General features: G+C 72.5%; 19 protein-coding genes. 13 read left to right on the top strand and 6 right to left on the bottom strand.

The genetic code is table 11. The features are described 5' to 3' along the window. Positions 1 to 2: 2 nt before the first annotated feature. Genes sufB through AB0J08_RS17170 form a run of 7 tightly spaced genes read left to right on the top strand, consistent with a single transcriptional unit; the run spans position 3 to position 5,969 of the window. On the top strand, positions 3 to 1,418 hold the full coding sequence (gene sufB / locus AB0J08_RS17140; protein WP_360633853.1) for a Fe-S cluster assembly protein SufB: 1,416 nt from the start codon (positions 3 to 5) through the stop codon (positions 1,416 to 1,418). 56 nt (positions 1,419 to 1,474) lie between these two features. Continuing rightward, complete coding sequence (sufD, locus tag AB0J08_RS17145) at positions 1,475 to 2,707, top strand: Fe-S cluster assembly protein SufD (protein WP_360633855.1); 1,233 nt, start codon at positions 1,475 to 1,477, stop codon at positions 2,705 to 2,707. A gap of 5 nt (positions 2,708 to 2,712) precedes the next feature. Then, on the top strand, positions 2,713 to 3,030 hold the full coding sequence (locus AB0J08_RS17150; protein ID WP_352288157.1) for a bifunctional 3-phenylpropionate/cinnamic acid dioxygenase ferredoxin subunit: 318 nt from the start codon (positions 2,713 to 2,715) through the stop codon (positions 3,028 to 3,030). Positions 3,031 to 3,036: 6 nt separating this feature from the next. Continuing rightward, the gene (gene sufC / locus AB0J08_RS17155) at positions 3,037 to 3,801 is read left to right on the top strand and encodes a Fe-S cluster assembly ATPase SufC (RefSeq protein WP_360633858.1); all 765 of its coding nucleotides are present in this window, start codon (positions 3,037 to 3,039) and stop codon (positions 3,799 to 3,801) included. A 35-nt stretch (positions 3,802 to 3,836) separates the two neighbouring features. Then, complete coding sequence (locus AB0J08_RS17160; RefSeq protein WP_360633955.1) at positions 3,837 to 5,084, top strand: cysteine desulfurase; 1,248 nt, start codon at positions 3,837 to 3,839, stop codon at positions 5,082 to 5,084. 15 nt (positions 5,085 to 5,099) lie between these two features. Further along, positions 5,100 to 5,561, top strand: coding sequence for a Fe-S cluster assembly sulfur transfer protein SufU (sufU, locus tag AB0J08_RS17165; RefSeq protein ID WP_360633861.1), 462 nt, complete (start codon positions 5,100 to 5,102; stop codon positions 5,559 to 5,561). A 21-nt stretch (positions 5,562 to 5,582) separates the two neighbouring features. Beyond that, positions 5,583 to 5,969 (top strand): metal-sulfur cluster assembly factor, encoded by a 387-nt coding sequence (locus AB0J08_RS17170; protein ID WP_360633864.1) that lies wholly within the window; start codon positions 5,583 to 5,585, stop codon positions 5,967 to 5,969. Between the two features lie 212 nt (positions 5,970 to 6,181). Here the strand turns inward: AB0J08_RS17170 and AB0J08_RS17175 are convergent, their stop codons facing one another. Continuing rightward, positions 6,182 to 7,513: an MFS transporter gene (locus AB0J08_RS17175; RefSeq protein ID WP_360633867.1), complete on the bottom strand. Its 1,332-nt coding sequence runs from the start codon at positions 7,511 to 7,513 to the stop codon at positions 6,182 to 6,184. 365 nt (positions 7,514 to 7,878) lie between these two features. Here AB0J08_RS17175 and AB0J08_RS17180 point away from each other — a divergent pair, with 365 nt between their 5' ends. Further along, the gene (locus tag AB0J08_RS17180; protein ID WP_360633870.1) at positions 7,879 to 9,534 is read left to right on the top strand and encodes a hypothetical protein; all 1,656 of its coding nucleotides are present in this window, start codon (positions 7,879 to 7,881) and stop codon (positions 9,532 to 9,534) included. Between the two features lie 43 nt (positions 9,535 to 9,577). On the opposite strand, the gene AB0J08_RS17185 is transcribed toward AB0J08_RS17180, so the two are convergent. Next, positions 9,578 to 10,021 carry a VOC family protein gene (locus AB0J08_RS17185; RefSeq protein WP_360633873.1) on the bottom strand — a complete coding sequence of 148 codons (444 nt, stop codon included), beginning with the start codon at positions 10,019 to 10,021 and terminating at the stop codon, positions 9,578 to 9,580. 90 nt (positions 10,022 to 10,111) lie between these two features. On the opposite strand from AB0J08_RS17185, the gene AB0J08_RS17190 reads away from it, so the two are divergent. Then, complete coding sequence (locus tag AB0J08_RS17190; protein WP_360633876.1) at positions 10,112 to 11,380, top strand: hypothetical protein; 1,269 nt, start codon at positions 10,112 to 10,114, stop codon at positions 11,378 to 11,380. Between the two features lie 262 nt (positions 11,381 to 11,642). Further along, positions 11,643 to 13,124 carry an alkaline phosphatase PhoX gene (locus AB0J08_RS17195; RefSeq protein WP_360633879.1) on the top strand — a complete coding sequence of 494 codons (1,482 nt, stop codon included), beginning with the start codon at positions 11,643 to 11,645 and terminating at the stop codon, positions 13,122 to 13,124. Positions 13,125 to 13,196: 72 nt separating this feature from the next. Here AB0J08_RS17195 and AB0J08_RS17200 read toward each other — a convergent pair whose 3' ends face one another. Next, complete coding sequence (locus tag AB0J08_RS17200) at positions 13,197 to 14,798, bottom strand: helix-turn-helix domain-containing protein (RefSeq protein WP_360633882.1); 1,602 nt, start codon at positions 14,796 to 14,798, stop codon at positions 13,197 to 13,199. 296 nt (positions 14,799 to 15,094) lie between these two features. Here AB0J08_RS17200 and pruA point away from each other — a divergent pair, with 296 nt between their 5' ends. The 3 genes from pruA to AB0J08_RS17215 all read left to right on the top strand — a co-directional run bounded on the left by pruA (position 15,095) and on the right by AB0J08_RS17215 (position 18,719). Beyond that, on the top strand, positions 15,095 to 16,723 hold the full coding sequence (gene pruA / locus AB0J08_RS17205) for an L-glutamate gamma-semialdehyde dehydrogenase (RefSeq protein WP_360633885.1): 1,629 nt from the start codon (positions 15,095 to 15,097) through the stop codon (positions 16,721 to 16,723). Between the two features lie 120 nt (positions 16,724 to 16,843). Further along, a complete protein-coding gene (locus AB0J08_RS17210; RefSeq protein ID WP_360633888.1) occupies positions 16,844 to 17,773 on the top strand; it encodes a proline dehydrogenase family protein in 930 nt (309 codons plus the stop codon). Positions 17,774 to 18,026: 253 nt separating this feature from the next. Beyond that, positions 18,027 to 18,719: an RraA family protein gene (locus AB0J08_RS17215; protein ID WP_360633958.1), complete on the top strand. Its 693-nt coding sequence runs from the start codon at positions 18,027 to 18,029 to the stop codon at positions 18,717 to 18,719. Positions 18,720 to 18,742: 23 nt separating this feature from the next. Here AB0J08_RS17215 and AB0J08_RS17220 read toward each other — a convergent pair whose 3' ends face one another. The 3 genes from AB0J08_RS17220 to AB0J08_RS17230 form a co-directional block, all read right to left on the bottom strand. Further along, the gene (locus AB0J08_RS17220; protein ID WP_360633892.1) at positions 18,743 to 19,231 is read right to left on the bottom strand and encodes a GNAT family N-acetyltransferase; all 489 of its coding nucleotides are present in this window, start codon (positions 19,229 to 19,231) and stop codon (positions 18,743 to 18,745) included. Between the two features lie 80 nt (positions 19,232 to 19,311). Then, entirely contained in the window at positions 19,312 to 20,544 is a 1,233-nt protein-coding gene (locus tag AB0J08_RS17225; protein ID WP_360633961.1) for a TerD family protein, read from the bottom strand. A gap of 150 nt (positions 20,545 to 20,694) precedes the next feature. Next, positions 20,695 to 22,020: a hypothetical protein gene (locus tag AB0J08_RS17230; RefSeq protein ID WP_360633895.1), complete on the bottom strand. Its 1,326-nt coding sequence runs from the start codon at positions 22,018 to 22,020 to the stop codon at positions 20,695 to 20,697. Between the last annotated feature and the right edge of the window lie 125 nt (positions 22,021 to 22,145).

Here is a 22,145-nt window from a genome sequence, read left to right on the forward strand (position 1 = left end):
GCATGACTGACACCGTTTCGCACCCGGAGCTCGAAGGCCTGGGCACCTACGAGTACGGCTGGGCGGACCCGGATGCCGCCGGTGCCGTCGCCAAGCGCGGGCTCAGCGAGGACGTCGTCCGCGACATCTCGGCGAAGAAGAACGAGTCCGAGTGGATGCTGAACCTGCGGCTCAAGGGCCTCAAGCTGTTCGGCAAGAAGCCCATGCCCACCTGGGGCTCGGACCTCACCGGCATCGACTTCGACAACATCAAGTACTTCGTCCGCTCGACCGAGAAGCAGGCGGAGTCCTGGGAGGACCTGCCCGCCGACATCAAGGCGACGTACGACAGGCTCGGCATCCCGGAGGCGGAGAAGCAGCGGCTGGTCGCCGGTGTGGCCGCGCAGTACGAGTCCGAGGTGGTGTACCACCAGATCCGCGAGGACCTGGAGGAGCAGGGTGTCATCTTCCTGGACACCGACACCGCGCTCAGGGAGCACCCGGAGATCTTCAAGGAGTACTTCGGCACCGTCATCCCGGCCGGCGACAACAAGTTCGCCGCGCTGAACACGGCCGTGTGGTCCGGCGGGTCCTTCATCTACGTGCCGAAGGGTGTCCACGTCGACATCCCGCTGCAGGCCTACTTCCGGATCAACACCGAGAACATGGGCCAGTTCGAGCGGACGCTGATCATCGTCGACGAGGACGCCTACGTCCACTACGTCGAGGGCTGCACCGCGCCGATCTACTCCTCGGACTCGCTGCACTCCGCGGTCGTGGAGATCATCGTCAAGAAGGGCGGCCGCTGCCGCTACACGACCATCCAGAACTGGTCGAACAACGTCTACAACCTGGTCACCAAGCGCGCCGTGGCGTACGAGGGCGCGACCATGGAGTGGATCGACGGCAACATCGGTTCCAAGGTCACCATGAAGTACCCGGCCGTCTACCTGATGGGCGAGCACGCCAAGGGCGAGACCCTGTCGATCGCCTTCGCCGGCGAGGGCCAGCACCAGGACGCCGGCGCCAAGATGGTCCACATGGCGCCGAACACCTCCTCCAACATCGTCTCCAAGTCGGTGGCGCGGGGCGGTGGCCGCACCTCCTACCGCGGTCTGATCGAGATCGGCGAGGGCTCCAAGGGCGCCAAGTCCAACGTGCTCTGCGACGCCCTGCTGGTCGACACCATCTCGCGCTCGGACACCTACCCCTACGTGGACGTCCGCGAGGACGACGTCTCGATGGGCCACGAGGCGACCGTCTCCAAGGTCAGCGAGGACCAGCTCTTCTACCTGATGAGCCGGGGCATGACCGAGTTCGAGGCGATGGCCATGATCGTCCGCGGCTTCGTCGAGCCGATCGCGCGCGAGCTGCCGATGGAGTACGCGCTGGAGCTGAACCGGCTGATCGAGCTGCAGATGGAGGGCTCCGTCGGCTGACGCACGGCCGCACGCAGTCCACTCCGCATCCCTAGGAAGAGAGCACCACGACAGCCATGGCTGACGTCAACACCCCCACCGGCTCCACGACCGCCGGTTCGATCGAGGTCGGCACCGCGGGCGCGGGCGCGCAGCTCGCCGGCCCCGGCACCGGCCGCGCCACCGTCCAGCAGCCGATCGACGCCCGCGTCGCCGTCAAGCCCTCCTTCGAGGTCGGCGACTTCCCGGTGCCGACCGGCCGCGAGGAGGACTGGCGGTTCACCCCGCTGCACCGCCTGAACGGCCTGCACGACGGCAGCGCCGCCGAGGCGGAGAAGGGCGCGGACAAGGTCGAGCTGAGCCTGCCGGACGGCGTCACCGCCGAGACCGTCGGCCGCGACGACGCCCGCCTGGGCAAGGCCGGCAAGCCGGTCGACCGGGTCGCCGCCCAGGCGTTCAGCTCCTTCGAGCAGGCGCTCGTGGTCACCGTCCCCAAGGAGACGGTGCTCACCGAGCCGGTGAAGATCGACGTGCACGGCGAGGGCGGCACCCGCTTCGCCCACGTGGTGATCGACGTCAAGCCGTTCGCCGAGGCCGTCGTGGTGATCAACCACACCGGGACGGGCACCCGCGCGGCCAACGTCGAGCTGCTGCTCGGCGACGGCGCCAAGCTGACCTTCGTCTCCATCCAGGACTGGGACCGCGACGCGGTGCACACCACCCAGCAGACCGCCCTGGTCGGCCGGGACGCCTCGCTGAAGTCCGTGGTGGTCACCTTCGGCGGCGACGTGGTCCGCATCCACCCGCGCGTCTCCTACGCCGCGCCCGGCGGCGAGGCCGAGCTGATCGGCCTCTACTTCGCCGACGCCGGCCAGCACCTGGAGCACCGTCTGGTCATCGACCACGACACCCCGCACTGCCGCTCCAACGTGGTCTACAAGGGCGCCCTGCAGGGCCAGGACGCGCACGCCGTCTGGGTCGGCGACGTGCTGATCCGCGCCGCCGCCGAGGGCACCGACACCTACGAGCTCAACCGCAACCTGGTGCTCACCGACGGTGCCCGGGTCGACTCGATCCCCAACCTGGAGATCGAGACCGGCGAGATCGTCGGCGCCGGCCACGCCTCCGCGACCGGCCGCTTCGACGACGAGCAGCTTTTCTACCTGCAGTCCCGCGGCATCCCGGCCGACGAGGCCCGCCGCCTGGTGGTGCGCGGATTCTTCGCCGAACTGGTCCAGCAGATCGGCGTCGCCGAGATCCAGGAGCAGCTCATGGAGAAGATCGAGGCCGAGCTGGAAGCGGCGGTCTGAGGCCGATGAGTTTTCTCCGTGCCTGCGCGCTGAGCGAGCTCCAGGAGGACGTGCCCCGGCGCGTCGACCTCAACGGCGTGCCCGTCTCCGTCGTCCGCACCGACGAGGGGGTGTTCGCGATCAACGACACCTGCTCGCACGCGAACGTCTCGCTGTCCGAGGGCGAGGTCGAGGACTGCATGATCGAGTGCTGGCTGCACGGCTCCAGCTTCGACCTGCGCACCGGCAAGCCCTCCGGACTGCCCGCCACCAAGCCGGTCGCTGTCTACCCCGTAAAGATCGAAGGGGACGATGTGCTCGTCTCCGTCAACCAGGAGTCCTGAGTACATATGGCAACCCTTGAAATCCGCGACCTGCACGTCACCGTCGAGGCGGAGAACGGCCCCCGGGAGATCCTGAAGGGCGTCGACCTGACCGTGAAGCAGGGCGAGACCCACGCGATCATGGGTCCGAACGGCTCCGGCAAGTCCACCCTGGCGTACTCGCTGGCCGGACACCCCAAGTACACCGTCACCGGCGGCTCGGTGCTGCTGGACGGCGAGAACGTCCTGGACATGTCCGTCGACGAGCGCGCCCGGGCCGGCGTCTTCCTGGCCATGCAGTACCCGGTCGAGGTCCCGGGCGTTTCGGTGTCCAACTTCCTGCGCACCGCCGCCACCGCCGTCCGCGGCGAGGCCCCGAAGCTGCGGCTCTGGGTCAAGGAGGTCAAGGCCGCGATGGCCGCCCTGCAGATGGACCCGGCCTTCGCCGAGCGCAACGTCAACGAGGGCTTCTCCGGCGGTGAGAAGAAGCGCCACGAGATCCTGCAGCTGGAGCTCCTCAAGCCGAAGATCGCGATCCTCGACGAGACCGACTCCGGTCTGGACGTCGACGCGCTGCGGGTCGTCTCCGAGGGCATCAACCGGGTCCGCTCGACCGGCGAGGTCGGCACCCTGCTGGTCACCCACTACACCCGCATCCTGCGGTACATCAAGCCCGACTACGTCCACGTCTTCGCGGCCGGCCGCATCGTCGAGTCCGGCGGCGCCGAGCTGGCCGACAAGCTGGAGGAAGAGGGCTACGAGTCCTACGTGAAGGGCGGCGCTTCCGAGTGATCCATACCCCCGAGACGAGTGGCTCGACCACAGGCCTGCCGGGTCTGCTCGACACCGACGCGATCCGCAAGGACTTCCCCGTCCTGCAGCGCCTGCTGCACGACGACAAGCCCCTGGTCTACCTGGACAACGCGGCCACCTCGCAGAAGCCGCGCCAGGTGCTGGAGGCGCTGAACGCCTACTACGAGCGGCACAACGCCAACGTGCACCGCGGGGTGCACGTGCTGGCCGAGGAGGCCACGGCGCTGTACGAGGGCGCCCGCGACAAGGTCGCGGCGTTCGTCAACGCGCCGAGCCGCGACGAGGTGGTCTTCACCAAGAACGCCTCGGAGTCGCTCAACCTGGTCGCGAACATGCTGACCTGGGCGGACGAGCCCTACCGGGTGGACGCCGACGCCGAGATCGTCATCACCGAGATGGAGCACCACTCCAACATCGTCCCGTGGCAGCTGCTCTCGCAGCGCACCGGCGCGAAGCTGAAGTGGTTCGGGCTGACCGACGAGGGCCGGCTCGACCTGTCCAACATCGACGAGCTGATCACCGAGAAGACCAAGGTGGTCTCGTTCACCCTGGTCTCCAACCTGCTCGGCACCGTGAACCCGGTCGAGGCCATCGTGCGCAAGGCGCAGGACGTCGGCGCGCTGGTCGTCATCGACGCCTCGCAGGCCGCGCCGCACATGGTGCTGGACGTGCAGGCCCTGGAGGCCGACTTCGTCGCCTTCACCGGCCACAAGATGCTGGCTCCGACCGGCATCGGCGTGCTCTGGGGCCGCCAGGAGCTGCTGGAGGACCTCCCGCCGTTCCTCGGCGGCGGCGAGATGATCGAGACCGTCACGATGGGCTCGTCCACCTACGCCCCGGCGCCGCACAAGTTCGAGGCCGGCACCCCGCCGATCGCCCAGGCGGTCGGGCTCGGTGCGGCCATCGACTACCTGTCGAACATCGGCATGGAGCGGATCGCCGCACACGAGCACGCCATCACCGCGTACGCGGTCGAGCGGCTGCTGGAAGTCCCCGACCTGCGGATCATCGGTCCGCGCACGGCCGTGGACCGGGGCGCCGCGATCTCGTTCACGCTGGGCGACATCCACCCGCACGACGTGGGCCAGGTGCTGGACGAGCAGGGCATCGCCGTGCGCGTCGGCCACCACTGCGCGCGGCCGGTCTGCCTGCGGTACGGAATTCCGGCGACCACGCGGGCGTCGTTCTACCTGTACTCGACGCCGGGCGAGGTCGACGCGCTGATCGACGGCCTGCACCACGTCCGGAACTTCTTCGGCTGACGGGACGGCCCACGCATGAAGCTCGACTCGATGTACCAGGACATCATCCTGGACCACTACCGCAACCCGCACGGCAAGGGGCTGCGGGACGGCGACGCCGAGGTGCACCACGTCAACCCGACCTGCGGGGACGAGATCACCCTGCGGGTGAGGCTCGACGGTGCCACGGTCGTGGACGTCTCGTACGAGTCGCAGGGCTGTTCCATCAGCCAGGCCAGCGCCTCGGTGCTGAACGACCTGGTGGTCGGCAAGACCGTCGGCGAGGCGCAGGCCGTCCAGGAGGCCTTCCTGGAGCTGATGCAGAGCAAGGGCCAGGGCGAGGGCGACGAGGAGGTGCTGGAGGACGCGGTCGCGTTCGCCGGCGTCTCCAAGTACCCGGCCCGGGTCAAGTGCGCGCTGCTCAGCTGGATGGCCTGGAAGGACGCCACCGCCAAGGCCCTGGCCGACCAGCCCGCCGTCAACGACCTGAACGACTGAAGCAGAAGAGGAGGACAGACCATGAGTGACAGTGACACCGCGACGCCCGCCCCTTCCGCCGAGGAGGGTCCGACCGTCATCGTCGGCACCACCGCCGGGACCGTCTCCGTCGAGGACCTGACCGAGGCCCTGATGGACGTCGTCGACCCCGAGCTGGGGATCGACGTCGTCAACCTCGGCCTGATCTACGGCATCCACATCGACGAGTCCGACGTGGCCACCATCGACATGACGCTCACGTCGGCGGCCTGCCCGCTGACGGACGTCATCGAGGACCAGGCCAAGACCGCCACCGACGGTCTCGTCCAGGACCTGCGCATCAACTGGGTCTGGATGCCGCCGTGGGGCCCGGACAAGATCACCGACGACGGCCGCGAGCAGCTCCGCGCGCTCGGCTTCAACGTCTGACCGACGGGCCTTCGTCCACCCACTGCCGCGCGAGTCTCCCCGTCGGGGGAGTGTTCGCGCGGCAGTGGCATGTCCGCCCGCGGGCGGCCACGCCGCTGCCGCGGTCGAGAGGTCCACGGCGACCTGGCACCCCTGGGCGGCGCAGCCCTGACACGACGCCGCCGCCCGGTACGGAGATCCGTACCGGGCGGCGGCGTTCGTGCCGTTCGGCGTCAGGCGCGCCGGGGCTTGCGGGCGACGGCCAGCGCCAGGCCGATGCAGAGCAGGGCGGCCAGGCCGACGAAGCCGCTGGTGGCCGGGAGCAGGCCGTAGTGCTGGACGAGGGCGCCGACGGCGACGATCGGCAGTGAACTGCCGAGGTACACGATGACCCAGAGGGAGCTGAGCTCGGAGCCCCGGCGTTCCGGGTTCATCGCGGCCACCGCGCTGGTGAACAGCGAGCGGAAGGCGACGCCCTGACAGGAGCCGCCGAGGACGCTGCCGATGAACAGCAGGGCCGGCGTACCGGTGTACTGGGCGGTGACGACCAGACCGAGGCCCGCCGCGAGGCCGGTCATGCCGAGGGCGATGACCAGGCGGTCGGCGGTCGGCGGGACGAGCAGCTGGGCGAGGGCGGAGGAGCCGAGCAGCAGCGCGGCGACCACGGCGCCGGTCAGCCGGGAGTCGGTGTGCAGCAGCTTGGCGGAGAACGCCGGGGCCAGGCTGAGGTAGACGCCGAAGACCGCGTAGGAGATGAAGCCGGCGGCCGAGGCCAGCAGGAACTCGCGGCGGCCGGTGGTCGGCAGGGCGAGGCGCTGCGGGCGCAGGTGCGCCGGGGTGGTGATGCGCGGCGCGGAGGCCGGCGGGCGGCTGCGGCCGGGCATCCGGGGGTGGACCAGGGCGAGCGGCACACAGAGCGCGAGCAGGGCGACCGCGTGCAGCAGGAACGGCGTCAGCAGCGGGTCGGAGCCGCCGGCCAGCAGGGCGCCGACCACCGGGCCGAGCGCCACGCCGCCCGCCGAACAGGCCAGGGTGAGCTTGGCGGCCAGGGTGGGGTGGCCGGGCAGCAGGTCACCGAGGGCGGCTCCGGCGGCGCCGGTGGACAGGCCCACCGCGACGCCCTGGACGGCGCGGCCGAGGGCGAGCTGCCAGAAGCTGCCCGAGGTGGCGAAGACGGCGTCCCCGGCGGCGGCCAGGGCCACGGCGGGCAGGATCAGCGCGCGGCGGCCGAGGTGGTCCGACCAGTGACCGACCACGGCGAGCACCGGGACCAGCGCGAACACGTACACCGTGAACAGGATCGTGGTGTCGAGCGCGGTCAGCGAGAGCCGCTGCTGGAGCAGCGGGTAGATCGGCGTGGCCAGGTTGGCACCGATCAGCATGAAGAGGAGGGCGCCGGCGACGAGGCCGACACGGACGCCGCGAAGCGCGTTCCAGCGGCTTATCGCGGCGAGCTGGAGCTGGGCGCGGGGCGCGAGCTCCAGGGGAAGCAGGGCCTCCGACAGTCGGCGTCCGTCGAACTGCGCGGTGCGCAGGCCGGAGCCGGCAGGGGAGAGGTCCGCCATGGCAGGGGTCTCCTGTGGCCGGGCACCACCAAGGTCGGCGGGGTGTGCCGGCGCGCCCGTCCGCGGGCGCTGTGGTGGTGGCCTCGGTGCGGGGCTCCCTGGTGGAGCGGGTGATCGTGGGACCCTCCCACCCGGTGCCGGGCGAGGAGGGTGAAGGGGCTTCGTTGCCCGGTGGCCCGCGCGGGGTGTGCACGGTACCGAGTCGAAGGATAAGGGGTGGGCGCACGGTTGCGGCGCGCGCCCCTGGAGGCCGGGCATCGGGGGTGCCCGGCCTATACGCTGAGGTAGGGGATCGGCACAGGGAGCTGGTCCACTGCGGCCGGAACGGATCGGCCGACCGCTGGCGGTAGGGAGAGCGCGCAACAATGGCCGGACGACGTCGTAAGAACGCTGGGGCTTCGTCGGCGGGTGCGCCGGACGAGGGGGCGGTCGGCGCGGTGCTGCCCGCCGACCTGGAGCTGCAGGACCTCTATGGGGCGTTCGCCGCACACGGGCTGGACGACGAAGACCTGGACGACGCGGCGGTGCTGGTACCGCCGGTGCGGCTGCCGTCCGAGTCCGAGCTGGCCGAGCAGGCGAAGGCCGTGCCGATGTTCGGGTACGCGCTGAAGCTGGCCCGCTGGGCGGCCCCGCACCGGGCGGTGGACGAGTTCGGCGACCTGACCGGCCCGGACCGGGAGCCCGCCGCCCGGCTGCTCGGCCTCGCGCCCGAGCAGGGGGAGGCGCCGGAGGAGTCCGTGGTCGAGGCGATGCGGGCCTGGTCGCTGGCCTGTGACCTCGACCTCGTCGAGATCGGCACCACCGCCGCCGGCGAGCACGTGGCCGTTCCCGGGCCGGATCTGGAGCCGGCCGAGCAGGGGGACGCGGAAACCGTCCTGGAGCTCTGGCTGACCGCCGCCGGGATCGTCCGCGAGCTGGCCGTGGAGGCGGACTCGCTGCCGGAGGAGGAGGCCGCCGAGGAGGCGGCCGAACGCGCGGGGGCCGGTGCGGAGCCGGGCGAGGAGGACGAGGAGCGGCTGGCGCGGGTCGAGGAGGCCCGGGAGGAGGCCGCCGAACTGCTCGACGAGGCGCTCCAGGTGCTCTACGAGACCACCGCCTTCGCCGATCCCGGCACCGAGACCGTGCCGCTGGGCGTGCTGGCCGCCCTGCTGGTCGTGCCGGAGGGCGAGGAGCCGAGCGAGGAGCTGCTCGGCGACATCACCGATGTGATGGTCACGCTGGACCCGATGCTGGGCGATCTCGCCGAGCTCGGCCTGCTGGACTACCGCCCGATCGACCCGGAGCTGTTCGACGAGGAGGAGGGGCAGGAGCCCGCCGGAGTCACGGTCGGCGAGGAGCCGCTGGACGAGGAGGAGTCGGCCCGCTTCGGCCTGGTCCGGCTCACCCCGCTCGGCCAGTACGGGATCCGGCAGTGGCTGCTGGAGGACGGCTACGACGCGCCGCTGGTCGGCGAGCTGGCCCAGGGCGATGCCGCCGAGCTGCTGCGCGGGATCTGCGAGGCCTCCAACGTGCTGCCCGACGAGGAGCTGCAGGTCTGGGTGACCGGCCGGGAGCCGGTGGAGGCGGCGCGCGAGCTGCTGGCGGCGGCGCGCGGCAACGACGCGTACGCCCCGATGCGCCGGATGCTCGGCCGGTTGGCACTGGGCATGATCGGACCTCCCGCCGAGCCCGCCGTCCGGGAGGTGCTGGACGACCCGGAGCTGGGCGGGGCCGCGCGGGGCTGGCTGGTCGAACTCGGCGCCACCGACGTGCCCGCCCCGGAGCGGGGGATGGCACTGTGGACGGTGGTCGACACCTTCGCCGCCCAGCTGCTCGACACCGGCGGCGACGCCGAGCTGCTGCGCGAGCTGATCGCCGACCTGCCGGTGACCGGCAACCCGGCGAGCTACTTCGGCGAGCTCTGGCGGGTCGACCACCCGTACACGGCGGACGTGCTGGAGGCGGTCGGCGAGCTGCACCTGGACCGGGCGGTGGCCAAGGAGGCACGCAAGGCGGCCTTCAAGGCGCGCTCGAAGACCTGACGGAGGCCGGGGCGGGGCGGGGCGCGGCGGGGCCCCCGGCCGGTCACGGGAGGTCCAGCGAGCCGTCCTCGGCGAAGGGGAAGAACGGGTTGTGGGCCAGCTCCCAGAGGTGGCCGTCCGGGTCCTCGAAGTAGCCGGAGTAGCCGCCCCAGCTGGTCGCGGCCGGGGGCTTGACCACCGTGGCGCCGGCGTCGACGGCCGTCCTCAGGGCGGCGTCGACCCGCCCGGGCGACTCCAGGTTCACCGCGAGGGTGACCCCCCGGAACGACGGCTCGCCGAGTGCGGGGACCCCCGCGTCGGCGGCCAGCTCGTCGCTCGGGAACAGGCCGAGCACCGAGTCGGCGGTGCGGAACCAGACGATCTCCGGGCTGGAGACCGAGGAACGGCGCCACCCGAGGCCCTCGTAGAAGCGGGCGCTGCGGTCGAGATCGGTCACCCCGAGGGTGACGATGCTGATGCGGGCGGGGAAGTCCGGGGTTGCTGTCATGCCCGACAGCGTAGGAAGCGGCACTGACAAACGGGTGTCCTGACACGGTGGCACGGGTGTGCCGGTCCATCCGGCGGGGCAAAGGAGCTGATGACCCGGCAGATCGGGCCACGTATCGTGTCCCGCAAGCGGTGCGAGGGCGGCGAGGACATGGGGGTGCGGCGCGGGATGACGCGGGAGAGCGGTGGCAGGCAGGACGGTCTCCGGGGGGACGGTGCGCGGCGGGTCGACCCGTGCGAACGGGAGGACCGCTTCGCCGACCAGGAGGAGTTCTCCCGCCGCACGCTGGCCGCGGCCGACTTCCCGGTGTACGGCGTCGTGCGGGGCGCGGACCGGGACGGCGACGCGCTGGCCGCGTTCGAGACCTGCGACGGCTGGCTGTCCTGGGTCGAGGTCTGCTCCGGCGACTGGACCTCCGCCGACGGCCCGTACGTCACCGTGCGCACCTACCGGCCCGGTGCCGACCGGCCCGGGGCGCTGCCCGAGCTGGAGGACGTGGTCGAGGACGAGCGTGACCGGGTCTACGAGCAGCTCGGTGTCGACGAGGGCGACTGCCCCGGCCGGGTCCGGGCGCTACGCGAGTGGATCACCGTCGACGGCGAGCCGTGCGCGGTGGAGGTCCACGAGGACCTGCGCGACTTCTGGGACCGGCCGGACGCCCCGCTGCCCGGTTTCGGCTCCGCCCCCGGCGCCGGGCCGGTCTGGGCGGGCCGGCTCCGGGTGGGAGGGCTGACCGTCACCATCTGCGGGCGCGGAGTGGCGCCGGGCAGCCTCGAACTGGCTCCGCTCCAGGACGTCGAGCGGCATCTGCGCGGCCGGACCGCACTGCTGCGCGGTCTCGCCGCCCGGCGGGCCCGGTACGTCCCGGTCGAGGAGCGCGAACTCGCTCCGGCCGTCGGGCTGGAGGCGCACCGGGCGCTGATCGAGCACTGCATCGCCGAGTCCGCGGCGATCGAGGCGCAGGTCCGGGCCGGGCGCACGCCCCGGCTGCCGCGCGGGTTGCGCGGCGAGACCGGCGCGCTGCGCTGGGAGGCCGCGGTGCGCCAGCAGATGCGGCTCGGCTCGGAGAGCCGTGAGGAGGCGGTCGCGGCGGTCACGGCGATGGTCAACCACCTCAACCGGCTCTCCCGGCAGACCCAGTGGGTGGTCGGTACGGCGGAGGGGGTGGCCGCGATCGAGGAGGTCATCCGCTACACGGTGTTCGCCAGCGAGGTGGCGAGTCTGCCGGCCCAGCGCGCCTGGGAACAGCTCTGGCCGGACCGGGCGGGCGGGGCGGGCGGCTGGGAGGAACAGCAGCTCGGCGAGCAGCTCTGGCTCGCGGCCTGGGAGCAGTGGCGGGCGGCGCGCGTGGGGCGGTGAGCGGCGGCGCCGGGTGCCGCGCGGGGTCGTCCTGCGGGGCCTCCCGCGGTGTCGCAGTGCCCTGACCTGTGGTGCACACGGCAAAGGGTGGGTCATGGATTCGAATACGGTCGGCAAATGAACACCCTGACGAGGTGTCCGCTTCACCGGGCGTTCATCGCACCGGCGGAGTCTGCTGGCGTCGACGACCTGCCTCGACACCTCGCACGCCACGCACCGGGCTCCACCCCGGTCGGCGGCTCACCTTTCAGGAGTGACCCACATGTCGCTGTCCCGCCGGGACTTCGTCAACCGTTCCACCCTCGTCGGGGCCGGCGTCCTGATCGCCGGTAGCGCCGAGGCCCTGGCCAGCGCGCCGGGCGCGATCGCCGCCCCGGTCGGTGGCGAGGTGCAGGACGCGGCCACCGCCGACGCCGAGCGCGCCGCCGTCGGCTACGGCCCGCTGGCCGACGACCCCGAGAAGCTGCTCGCCCTGCCCAAGGGCTTCAGCTACAAGGTGGTGAACCGGGCCGGCGTCACCAAGCTGCGCACCGGCGAGTTCACCCCCAGCAACCACGACGGCACCTCCGCCTTCGAGGACGAGCGCGGCGGCAACCTGCTGGTCGTCAACCACGAGCTGAGCGGCGCCCGCTCCAAGTGGCCGTACCCGGTGCCGCTGACCGAGGGCCACGTCTACGACCCGGGCGCGGCCGGCGGCTGCACGATCGTGCACGCCAAGCGCAACGGCACGGTCGAGCAGTGGGTCGGCATCGCCGGTACCTCCACCAACTGCGCCGGTGGCGTGAGCCCCTGGGGCACCTGGCTGTCCGGTGAGGAGACCGAGGACAAGGCCGGCAAGAACGGCTTCACCAAGGACCACGGCTACATCTTCGAGGTCGACCCGTTCGACGACGACTACAACCGCGACCCGCAGCCGGTGAAGGCCTTCGGCCGGTTCGCGCACGAGGCCGTCGTGGTGGACCCGAAGCGCGGCCACGTCTACCTGACCGAGGACGCCTCGAACCCGAACGGACTGCTGTTCCGCTGGACCCCGCCGGCCGGCTTCAAGCACGGCCGCTACCAGCTGCGCAAGCTGGCCGCCGACGCCGGCACGCTGGAGGCCTTCAAGGTCTTCGACGCGCAGGGCAAGCTCGTCGACGACCTGTCGCGCGCCACCAAGGTCGGCACCACCTACGGCGTGGACTGGGTCAAGGTCGAGGACCGCGACGCCACGACCGTCTCGATCCGCAAGCAGTTCAAGGACGGCGAGGTCACCCGCGCCCGCAAGCTGGAGGGCATGTGGTGGGGTGACGGCGGCTTCTACTTCGTCTCCAGCTTCGCCCGCTCGGAGAGCCCGCTCCAGCACGACGGCCAGGTCTGGTTCTTCAACCCGGCCCGCCGCACCATCACCCTGAAGGTGCTGCTCGGCGTCAACAGCGACGTCTGGGGCGACCACGACAACTTCGACGGCCCGGACAACATCACCGTCTCGCCCTACGGCGGCATCGTGATCGCCGAGGACGGCGAGGGCGTCTCGCACCTGTTCGGTGCCACCGAGGACGGGCTGACCTACCCGATCGCCCGCAACGAGCTGAACATCGGCACCGCCGAGAAGCCGGAGTTCAGCGAGTTCACCGGTGTGACCTTCTCGGACGACGGCAAGACGCTGTTCGCCAACATCCAGACCCCGGGCATCCAGCTGGCCATCACCGGCCCCTGGCACCGCCTGAACGAGCACAAGCGCGGTCAGGGCTACGGCGCCTGATCCGCCACCACGGACGGGGGGAGGGGCTCGCTCCGGCGGGCCCCTCCCGGCGTTCCGTCGCCGGCCCGCGGCTCACTCCCGCGGCAGCCGCAGCTGGAGCATGGCCAGCAGCCGTTGCTGCGGCTGCGCGAGGTCGACGCCGGTGAGCTGTTCGGCCCGGCGCACCCGGTAGCGCAGGGTGTTGGGGTGGATGTGCAGGGCGTCCGCCGCGACCCGGACCTCGCCGAGCGCGTCCAGCCAGGCCAGCACCGACTCCGCGAGCCGGGTGCCGTGCCGGCGGTCGTACGCGGCCAGCGCGGTCAGCCGCGGGTCGCGCAGGCCCGAACGCTCCTGCAGCAGCGCCAGCATCTCGCTGACCAGGACCTCCGCCTGGACGTCGATCAGTGCCGCGACCTCCAGGTCCACCCCGCCGCGGCCCATGGCGTCCAGGATCCGGTCCGCCTGCGCCCGGGAGTCGGGCACCTGGGCCAGGCCGTCCACGGTCGAGCCGATCGCCGCCCGCAGCGGGACGCCGAGGTGGTCCCGGGCCGCCTCCACCACCTCCCGCGCCCAGTCGCGGACCGTCGTCATCGGCAGGCCGGCCGGCAGTTCGGGCAGCAGGACGTAGACCCGGGACTCGATCGGGGCGAGCAGCGCGCTGCGGTGACGGGCGGCGGTGTGCACCGAGATCAGGCCGGTCACCTCGGCACGGGTGAGCGCCTCGGTGGTGGGTGCGCCGTAGGCCAGCACGGTGGCCGGGCGGCGCAGGTCCAGCCCCAGGTGGGTGGCGAGCGACTGCGGGCCGGTCGACCCCTCCAGCAGGCCGGTCAGCAGGGTGCGGGTCAGTCGGACGTCCGCCGACAGCTCCCGCCGCCGCCGGACCAGCTGCGCCGCCGCCACCCGGGCCGCGCCGACCAGCGCCTGCTCGGCGAGCGGTGCCAGCGGCTGGGCGCCCTCCTGCACCCAGATCGTCCCGAGCGGCTGCGCCCCCGTCCGGATGCCGATCGCCAGGCGCCGGCGCAGGCCGAGCTCCGGGTGCGGATCGACCGCGATCGGTGTGTCCGAGCTGCGCAGGTGCTGGAAGATGCCCCACTCGCGGAGCTTCGAGAGGTAGGGCTCGGGGCCCTGCCAGCCGAGGATGGACAGCCGGCGCAGGTCGTCCACCTCGTCGGAGTCGGAGGACCGGGAGTAGGCCAGCACCCGGCTGGAGGTGTCCTCGATCGAGACGATGCCGTGGGTGAGCACGGCGACGGTCTGGGCGAGCGAGAAGAGGTCGCCCGCGTTGTGCTCGGGGGCGCCCGCGACGTCCGGGGTGTCCGGCCCGGCGATGATCGCGCGGGCGAGCGAGTCCAGGTGCTCCCAACGGGTCTCCCGGCGGACCGAGAGCAGGGCGACGCCCGCCTCGGTGGCCGCCTCCCGCAGCGCGTCGGCCTGGCCGGGGCCGTCCAGCTTGACCGCGACGGCGGCGGCGCCGGCCCGGCCGGCCGCGCGCAGCGCGGGCAGTGCGGCCCGGCCCCGGGCGCCGATGGCGAGCACGAGTTCGCCGGGAGCGGCGGTGGGAGGGTCCTCCGGGTCGAGGATCACGACATCGCGCACGGGCACGTCCAGGCCCTGGGGGGCGGCCTGGAGCTCGACCAGCGGTTCGCCGAGGGACATCAGCAGTTGACGGAGCGGGAGGCCGGCGGGCTGTGACACCGGAGGCTCCTTCATGCGAACGGACAACGGCGTACCGCCGATTTTAGCCGGGCGGACAGGGCTCGGGGCCGTGAGCGCCCGGACCGGGGCCGGCGGAGCGATCCGCGGCACCGCCGCTCGCGCGGCGGCCACCGTGACCGCCCCGTGACACCTTCGTCGGCACGGACAACGCCGTACGGGGGACTTTAGCCGCCCGGCCAATCAAGTGGGGCCCGGTGCAGGAATAGCGTTCGTCCTGTGGCCGACGTGCGACCCGCGTCGGCATCCCCGCATGAACCGAAGGAGAGCGTGCGCTCATGGATGCTGTGACCCAGGTCCCCGCGCCGGTGAACGAGCCGGTCCACAGCTACGCCCCCGGCAGCCCGGAACGGGCTCGCCTGGAGGCCAAGCTGAAGGAGCTGGGCGGCCAGGAGCCGGTCCAGCTGACCATGACGATCAACGGTGAGCGCCGCCTCGGCGGCGGCACCGAGATCCACGTCGTCCAGCCGCACAACCACGCGGCGAGGCTCGGAACGCTGCGCAACGCCACCCAGGCCGACGCGCAGGACGCCATCGACGCTGCCCTGGCCGCTGCCCCGGCCTGGCAGGCGCTCTCCTTCGACTCGCGCGCCGCGATCTTCCTCCGGGCCGCCGACCTGCTGGCCGGCCCCTGGCGCGAGACGCTGGCCGCCGCCACCATGCTCGGCCAGTCCAAGACCGCCCAGCAGGCCGAGATCGACACCCCGTGCGAGCTGGTCGACTTCCTGCGCTTCAACGTGCACTTCGCCCGCCAGATCCTGGCCGAGCAGCCGATCTCCTCGGACGGTGTCTGGAACCGCAGCGACCACCGCCCGCTGGAGGGCTTCGTCTACGCGATCACCCCGTTCAACTTCACCGCCATCGCCGGCAACCTGCCGACCGCGCCGGCGCTGATGGGCAACGTGGTGCTGTGGAAGCCGTCCCCCACCCAGCAGTTCTCCGCGCACCTGCTGATGCAGCTGCTGGAGGAGGCCGGGCTGCCCAAGGGCGTCATCAACATGGTGACCGGCGACGGCCTGGACGTCTCCGCCGTCGCGCTGAAGCACCCGGCGCTGGCGGGCATCCACTTCACCGGCTCCACCGCGACCTTCCAGCACCTGTGGCGCGAGGTCGGCAACAACATCTCCGGCTACCGCACCTACCCGCGGATCGTCGGCGAGACCGGCGGCAAGGACTTCCTGGTCGCCCACCCGTCCGCCGACCCGGCCGTGCTGAAGACCGCGATGACCCGCGGCGCCTTCGAGTTCCAGGGCCAGAAGTGTTCGGCGCTCTCCCGGGCGTACGTCCCGGCCTCGATCTGGGCCGGCCTCAAGGACGCCTTCCGCGACGAGGTCGACGGCCTCACCATGGGCGACGTCAGCGACCTGTCGAACTTCATGTCGGCCGTCATCGACGAGCGCTCCTTCGCCAAGAACAAGGCCGCGATCGACCGGGCCCAGGCGGACCCGTCGGTCGAGGTGCTGGCCGGCGGCACGTACGACGACTCGGTCGGCTACTTCGTCCGCCCGACCGTGCTGGTCTGCCAGGACCCGGCGAGCGAGTACTTCAAGGACGAGTACTTCGGCCCGATCCTCGCCGTGTACGTCTACGAGGACGAGAAGTACGAGGAGATGCTGGCCCAGATGGAGTCGGTGTCGCCCTACGGCCTGACCGGTTCGATCATCTCCCAGGACCGTGCGGCCGCCCAGGACGCGATGCACAAGCTGCGGTTCGCGGCCGGCAACTTCTACATCAACGACAAGCCGACCGGCGCGGTCGTCGGCCAGCAGCCCTTCGGCGGCGGCCGGGCGTCCGGGACCAACGACAAGGCCGGCGCCAAGCAGAACCTGGCGCGCTGGAGCTCGACCCGTTCGGTCAAGGAGACCTTCGTCCCGCCGACGGACTACCGCTACCCGCACATGGGCTGAGTACCCGCCCCGGACGCCCGGCCCCGCAGCCGGGCGTCCCCGCCGGGGCGGCGGCGACCCGCACCGCCGCCCCGGTCCCACCTTCTGCCACCCTTAGAAGCACCAGCTCCAGGAGTCACGATGCTCCGTTCCGCCCTTCTCGCGGCCTCCCGCTCCCCGCAGGTCCGCACCGTCGTCGAGAAGTTCCCGCCGACCCACGCGATAGTCGAGCGGTTCGTCGCCGGCGAGGCCCTCGACGACGCCGTCACCGCCTGCGACGACCTGGTCGCCACCGGCCGCAAGGTCACCCTGGACCACCTCGGTGAGGACACCAAGGACGCCGCCCAGGCCGCCGGGACCGCCGAGGCGTACGAGCACCTGCTCGCCGCGCTCAAGGACACCGGCCTGGCGGCCGGCGCCGAGGTCTCGGTGAAGCTGTCGGCCGTCGGCCAGTTCCTGCCGGTGGACGGCGAGAAGATCGCGCTGGAGAACGCCCGCCGGATCTGCGAGGCCGCCGCCGACGCGGGCACCACGGTGACCCTCGACATGGAGGACCACACCACCACCGACTCCACCCTCGCCATCGCGCGGGAGCTGCGGGCCGACTTCCCGTGGCTGGGTGTCGTGCTCCAGGCCTACCTGCGCCGCACCGAGGCCGACTGCCGCGAGTTCGCCGGCCCCGGCTCCCGCGTGCGCCTCTGCAAGGGCGCCTACAAGGAGCCCGAGTCGGTCGCCTACCAGGGCAAGCACGAGGTGGACCTCGCCTATGTCCGCGCGCTGAAGATCCTGATGGCCGGCGAGGGCTACCCGATGATCGCCTCGCACGACCCCAACATGATCAAGATCGCCGGCCAGCTCGCCCAGTGGAACGGCCGCAAGCGCGACTCCTTCGAGTACCAGATGCTGTTCGGCATCCGCCCCGAGGAGCAGCTGCGCCTGGCCGGCGAGGGCAACACCATGCGGGTGTACCTGCCCTACGGCGAGGAGTGGTACGGCTACTTCATGCGCCGTCTGGCCGAGCGCCCGGCCAACCTGACCTTCTTCCTGCGCGCCATGGCGACGCGGGGCTGAGGCCCGCTGGTCCACCCTGTGTCGCGAACGGCCCGCACCCCTTGTGGAAGGGGGGTGCGGGCCGTTCGTCGTGGGCGGGTCTACCGGAAGGGCTTGGTGTCGAGCTCGAAATCGAAGGGCACGGGCAGCGCGAGCGGCGAGGTGGGCAGTGCACGGTCCTGTTTCACTCGACGGTGTGAGCGTGTCGGTCGGCCTAGGATCGCGGTGCTGGTGAACTGTGGTCGGATCAGGTCGAGTTGGGCAGGTGGCTGTGGTGCTGAAGGCCTTCGCGGAGTTGTCGACGCCGTTGGTGGCGGATGCGTGCGTGCGGCTGGGGGTGGAGCTGCGGGCGGCGCCGGCCGGGGTCGGGCCGGTGGTGGCGGGGCACCGGGTCGCGGGGCGGGTGCTGCCGGTGCGGCACTACGGGAGCGTGGACGTCTTCCTGGAGGCCTACGGTGCGGCCGAGCCCGGGGACGTGCTGGTCGTCGACAACGGCGGGCGGGTCGACGAGGCCTGCGTCGGGGACCTCGCGGTGCTGGAGGCACGGTCCGCCGGGGTGGCCGGGTTGGCGGTGTGGGGCCTGCACCGGGACACGTCGGAGCTGGTGGAGATCGGGCTGCCGCTGTTCAGCTACGGCGCGTTGCCGCTCGGTCCGGTGCGGCTCGACGCGCGGGAGCCGGAGGCGCTGGTCACCGCCCGATTCGGGGCGCACCTGGTGAGCGCCGAGGACGTGGTGTTCGGGGACGCCGACGGCCTGCTGTTCGTGCCGGCCGCGCGGGTGGACGAGGTGCTGGAGACGGCCGTCGGGATCGCGCGGACCGAACGCGCGCAGGCGGAGCGGATCCGCTCGGGCGACACGCTGCGCCGGCAGACCGCGTTCGACGACTACCTGGCACGCCGGGCCGACGACCCGTCGTACAGCTTCCGGCGGCACCTGCGGCGGGTCGGCGGTGCGATCGAGGAGTAGAGGAGTGGTGGACGCGCCCGGGATCAGAGCGCGCGGTGCATGATGTGCAGGCCGACGTAGCCGTGGACGGGGTGGCGGAAGCCCTCGGGGAGGGTGCCCAGGATCTCGAAGCCGAGCGACCGGTACAGCTTCACCGCGCGCTCGTTGGAGGCCACCACGGCGTTGAACTGCATGGCGCGGTAGCCCGCCGCGCGTGCCCAGTCCAGGGTGTACTCGGTGAGCGCGCGCCCGACGCCCCGGCCGGAGTGCGCCGGGTCGACCATGTAGCTGGCGCTCGCGATGTGCGAGCCGTTGCCCAGGTGATTGCGGTTCATCTTGGCGCTGCCGAGGACCGTGCCGCCCTCGTCGACCGCCACCACGGTGCGGTTCGGGGCGGAGAGGAGCCACCACTCACGGCCCTGCTCGAAGGTCAGGTCGAGCGGGTAGGTGAACGTCTCGCCCGCGGCGGCGATGGCGTGGAAGAACGGCCAGACGGACGGCCAGTCCTCGGGGGTGGCTTCTCTGATCAGCATCCGGACAGGATGGCAGCGAGCGGCCGCGCCGGCCAGCGGTTTTCGGGTGCCCGGGCGGTGGGCCCGGGCACCCGAGGGGGTCAGAGCATCGAGGCGGCGGGCTTGACCATGGCGCGGGCGGTCTTGGCGTCCACGTACTCGCCGATCGCCGTCATCACCCACTCGCCGGAGTACTGGCGGACCAGCTTGCACATCACCACACCGGTGTGCGACTCGGACTGGGTGAGGTCGAACCGGACCAGCTCCTGGTTGGAGCCCGCGTCCAGCAGGCGGCAGTAGGCGTTCTTGACCTCGGTGAACTTCTGGCCGGAGAAGGAGTTGACCACGAAGACCAGGCCGCAGACCTCGGGCGGCAGGCCGTCGAGGTGGACGGTGATCGACTCGTCGTCACCGCCGCCCTCGCCGGTGAGGTTGTCGCCGGAGTGGACGACGGCGCCGTTGAAGATCCCCAGCTTCATGAACCAGGCGGTGTCCAGCTTCTCGCGCTTGGCGTCGAAGGCGATGCAGGAGGCGTCCAGGTCGATGTTGCGGCCGCGGCCGGCGGGCTCCCAGCCGAGGCCCATCCGGACGGAGGAGAGGAAGGGCTTGCCGTTCTTCTCCAGCGAGACCGAGCCGCCCTTGGTGAGGCTCACCCGGCCCTTGTCCAGGGTGACCTTGGTCAGGCTCGGCGCGGCGGCGGGCGCTGCGGGCGGGGCCGGCGGCATCGGGGGAGTGCTCTGCGGCAGCGGCGGGGCGACCGGTGCGGCGACCGGCGGTGCGGTGACCGGCGGTGCGGCCGGAGCGGTGACCGGGGCCGCGGTGGCGGCCGCCGGGGCGGGCTCGTCCTCCACACTGACGCCGAAGTCGGTGGCGATGCCGGCCAGGCCGTCGGCGTAGCCCTGGCCGACCGCCCGGACCTTCCACGCACCGCCCCGCTGGTAGACCTCGACCACGATCAGCGCGGTCTCGCGGCCCAGTTGGGGCGGGGTGAAGGTGACCAGGACCTGGCCGGAGTCGGCGTCCCGGACGGTCGCGGTCGGCTCGATGCCCGCGAAGGTGGCGCCGGCCTCGTCGGGGCTCGCCGTGACGACGATCTTGGTGATGCCGGCCGGGACGGCGGAGGTGTCGATGGTGATCGCGTCCGGGGTGCCGCCGGAGGCCGGGCGGTGGGTGACGCCGGGGCCGTGCGGGGCGTTGAAGAACACGAAGTCGGCGTCCGAGCGGACCTTTCCGGCATCGGTCAGGAGCAGGCCGGAGACGTCCAGCGCCTTGGGTGCGGTGACCTCGACGGTCACCCGCGCGGCGGTCAGCGGGGCGTTGCCGCCTTGGGTCAGGACCGTGGACACGAACTCCTCCTCGGATGCGGTGGCACGGCGTGCGGACCCGAGTCGGGGCGCCGTGCCGAGTGGTACCCACAGTAACGAACGGGGTTGTCGAGACGAGCCCGATCAAGGCGGTGACCTGTCGGGTTGTCGGACGGCCGGTCAGCTCGGCGGAGCCGCGAAGGTGCCCAGCGCGGCGACGGCCCGTGGGCGTTGGATGCCGAACGCGGAGGCGCTCCAGCTCTCGACCGGGGCGGCCTTGCGGGGTCCGCCGGGAGCCGCCTCCCCGGGGCTGGGCCCAGCGGACCCAGCGGACGTCGGTGCGGCGGACGTCGGTGCAGCGAGTGCGGGCGTGGGCCGGCCCGGCGTGGGTGCGCCGGTGGTGGGCGCGGTGGCCGGGAGGGCGCTGCGGACGCCGAAGGTGTAGCGGCCGGGCGCCACGTCGACACCGGCCGGGGTGGTGAAGCGGTAGACCAGGGTGCCGCGTTCGTGGTGGGTGGTGACCACGGCGCCGGCGAGGTCGGTCCAGGCGGTCCAGGCGGTCCCGGCGGTCCCGGATGCGCCCGCGATGCCGGGGGCCGGTTCGCCGGGGGCCGGTTCGTCGGGGGTGAGGCGGAGTTCGGCCTGGAGCGCGGTGAGCGGCTCGGCGACGGTCAGGGCGAGCACGTGGCGGGTGCCGTCGTGGCCGAGCTGCTGGACCAGGGCCGCCCCGGTGAGCGCGAGGTCGACCGTCCCGTGCGGCTCCGGGTCGGCCTCGCCGCCCTGCTCCTTCGGGACCGTCGGGGCCTCGGGCGCCACGCCGGTCCAGCCGTCGGCGAGCTCCCCGAACTCCCCGGGCGGCCTGACCCCCGGCGCGACCGGGGTCGGTGCGGGGGCGAACGGCCGTTGCGGCGAGGTCGACTGGGTCGGGAGCGGCTGGGCCGCGGACTCCAGGGCCTCGGGCTGCGGGTAGGGCGGTCGGTCCGCGGAAGGCCGCGCGGCGGTGGTCGCCGGCCCGTCCTGCTGCTGGGCGGGGCCGACGGCGTGCGTCGACGGGCCGTCGGACGGCCCCCGGCTGCCGGTCCGGCCCTCGGCGAGCGGCACGGTCGTGCCCGTGGAGGGTGAGCGGGGTGCCGGGAGGGCGGAGGCCGGCGGGTACGAGGCGTGGGGGCCGGGGGAGGCCGCGCCCGAGGGGCGCCCGGAGGGCAGTGGCGCCGTCGGGGCGTGCGGGGCGTCGGGGGCGGAGGCGGCGTCGGCCCGTTCGGTGCCCGGGGTGGGCGGCGGGCTCGACCCGACCCGGGCCACCCCGGCCCGGCGTCCGACGCCCTGCTGCTCGTGGAGCAGCCAGGTGGTGGCGATGCTGATGCCGACCACGGTGGACATCGCCATCGCGGCGCCGGAGAACCGCAGGGTCGGCAGCCGGAGCCGGCCGCCGAACGGCTTGGGACGGCCGTGCCGGCCGTGCCGCTCGTGCTGCGCGTCCTGCCCGATCCTCTCGCGCAGAGCCACCCGACCTTCCCTCCCCGAAGTCGCCGCCGAATTCGCGCATTCTCCCATGCGCCGCTGACGGGCCCGAACCGCCGTCACGGGCGGACTGCCGCCGAATCGCCCGGGTTCGTCCGGGGCCGCTCGTG

The sequence above is a fragment of the Kitasatospora sp. NPDC050463 genome, from assembly GCF_040655255.1.
GTDB lineage: Bacteria > Actinomycetota > Actinomycetes > Streptomycetales > Streptomycetaceae > Kitasatospora.

What these genes read in the sequence shown, in the direction of transcription:
- sufC (WP_360633858.1), top strand. Translation starts at nt 3,037, where the DNA reads ATGGCAACCCTTGAAATCCGCGACCTGCACGTCACCGTCGAGGCGGAG.
- AB0J08_RS17180 (WP_360633870.1), top strand. Translation starts at nt 7,879, where the DNA reads ATGGCCGGACGACGTCGTAAGAACGCTGGGGCTTCGTCGGCGGGTGCG.
- AB0J08_RS17210 (WP_360633888.1), top strand. Translation starts at nt 16,844, where the DNA reads ATGCTCCGTTCCGCCCTTCTCGCGGCCTCCCGCTCCCCGCAGGTCCGC.
- AB0J08_RS17195 (WP_360633879.1), top strand. Translation starts at nt 11,643, where the DNA reads ATGTCGCTGTCCCGCCGGGACTTCGTCAACCGTTCCACCCTCGTCGGG.
- AB0J08_RS17170 (WP_360633864.1), top strand. Translation starts at nt 5,583, where the DNA reads ATGAGTGACAGTGACACCGCGACGCCCGCCCCTTCCGCCGAGGAGGGT.
- sufU (WP_360633861.1), top strand. Translation starts at nt 5,100, where the DNA reads ATGAAGCTCGACTCGATGTACCAGGACATCATCCTGGACCACTACCGC.
- sufD (WP_360633855.1), top strand. Translation starts at nt 1,475, where the DNA reads ATGGCTGACGTCAACACCCCCACCGGCTCCACGACCGCCGGTTCGATC.
- pruA (WP_360633885.1), top strand. Translation starts at nt 15,095, where the DNA reads ATGGATGCTGTGACCCAGGTCCCCGCGCCGGTGAACGAGCCGGTCCAC.
- AB0J08_RS17190 (WP_360633876.1), top strand. Translation starts at nt 10,112, where the DNA reads ATGACCCGGCAGATCGGGCCACGTATCGTGTCCCGCAAGCGGTGCGAG.
- AB0J08_RS17175 (WP_360633867.1), bottom strand. Translation starts at nt 7,513, where the DNA reads ATGGCGGACCTCTCCCCTGCCGGCTCCGGCCTGCGCACCGCGCAGTTC.
- AB0J08_RS17220 (WP_360633892.1), bottom strand. Translation starts at nt 19,231, where the DNA reads ATGCTGATCAGAGAAGCCACCCCCGAGGACTGGCCGTCCGTCTGGCCG.
- AB0J08_RS17185 (WP_360633873.1), bottom strand. Translation starts at nt 10,021, where the DNA reads ATGACAGCAACCCCGGACTTCCCCGCCCGCATCAGCATCGTCACCCTC.
- AB0J08_RS17150 (WP_352288157.1), top strand. Translation starts at nt 2,713, where the DNA reads ATGAGTTTTCTCCGTGCCTGCGCGCTGAGCGAGCTCCAGGAGGACGTG.
- sufB (WP_360633853.1), top strand. Translation starts at nt 3, where the DNA reads ATGACTGACACCGTTTCGCACCCGGAGCTCGAAGGCCTGGGCACCTAC.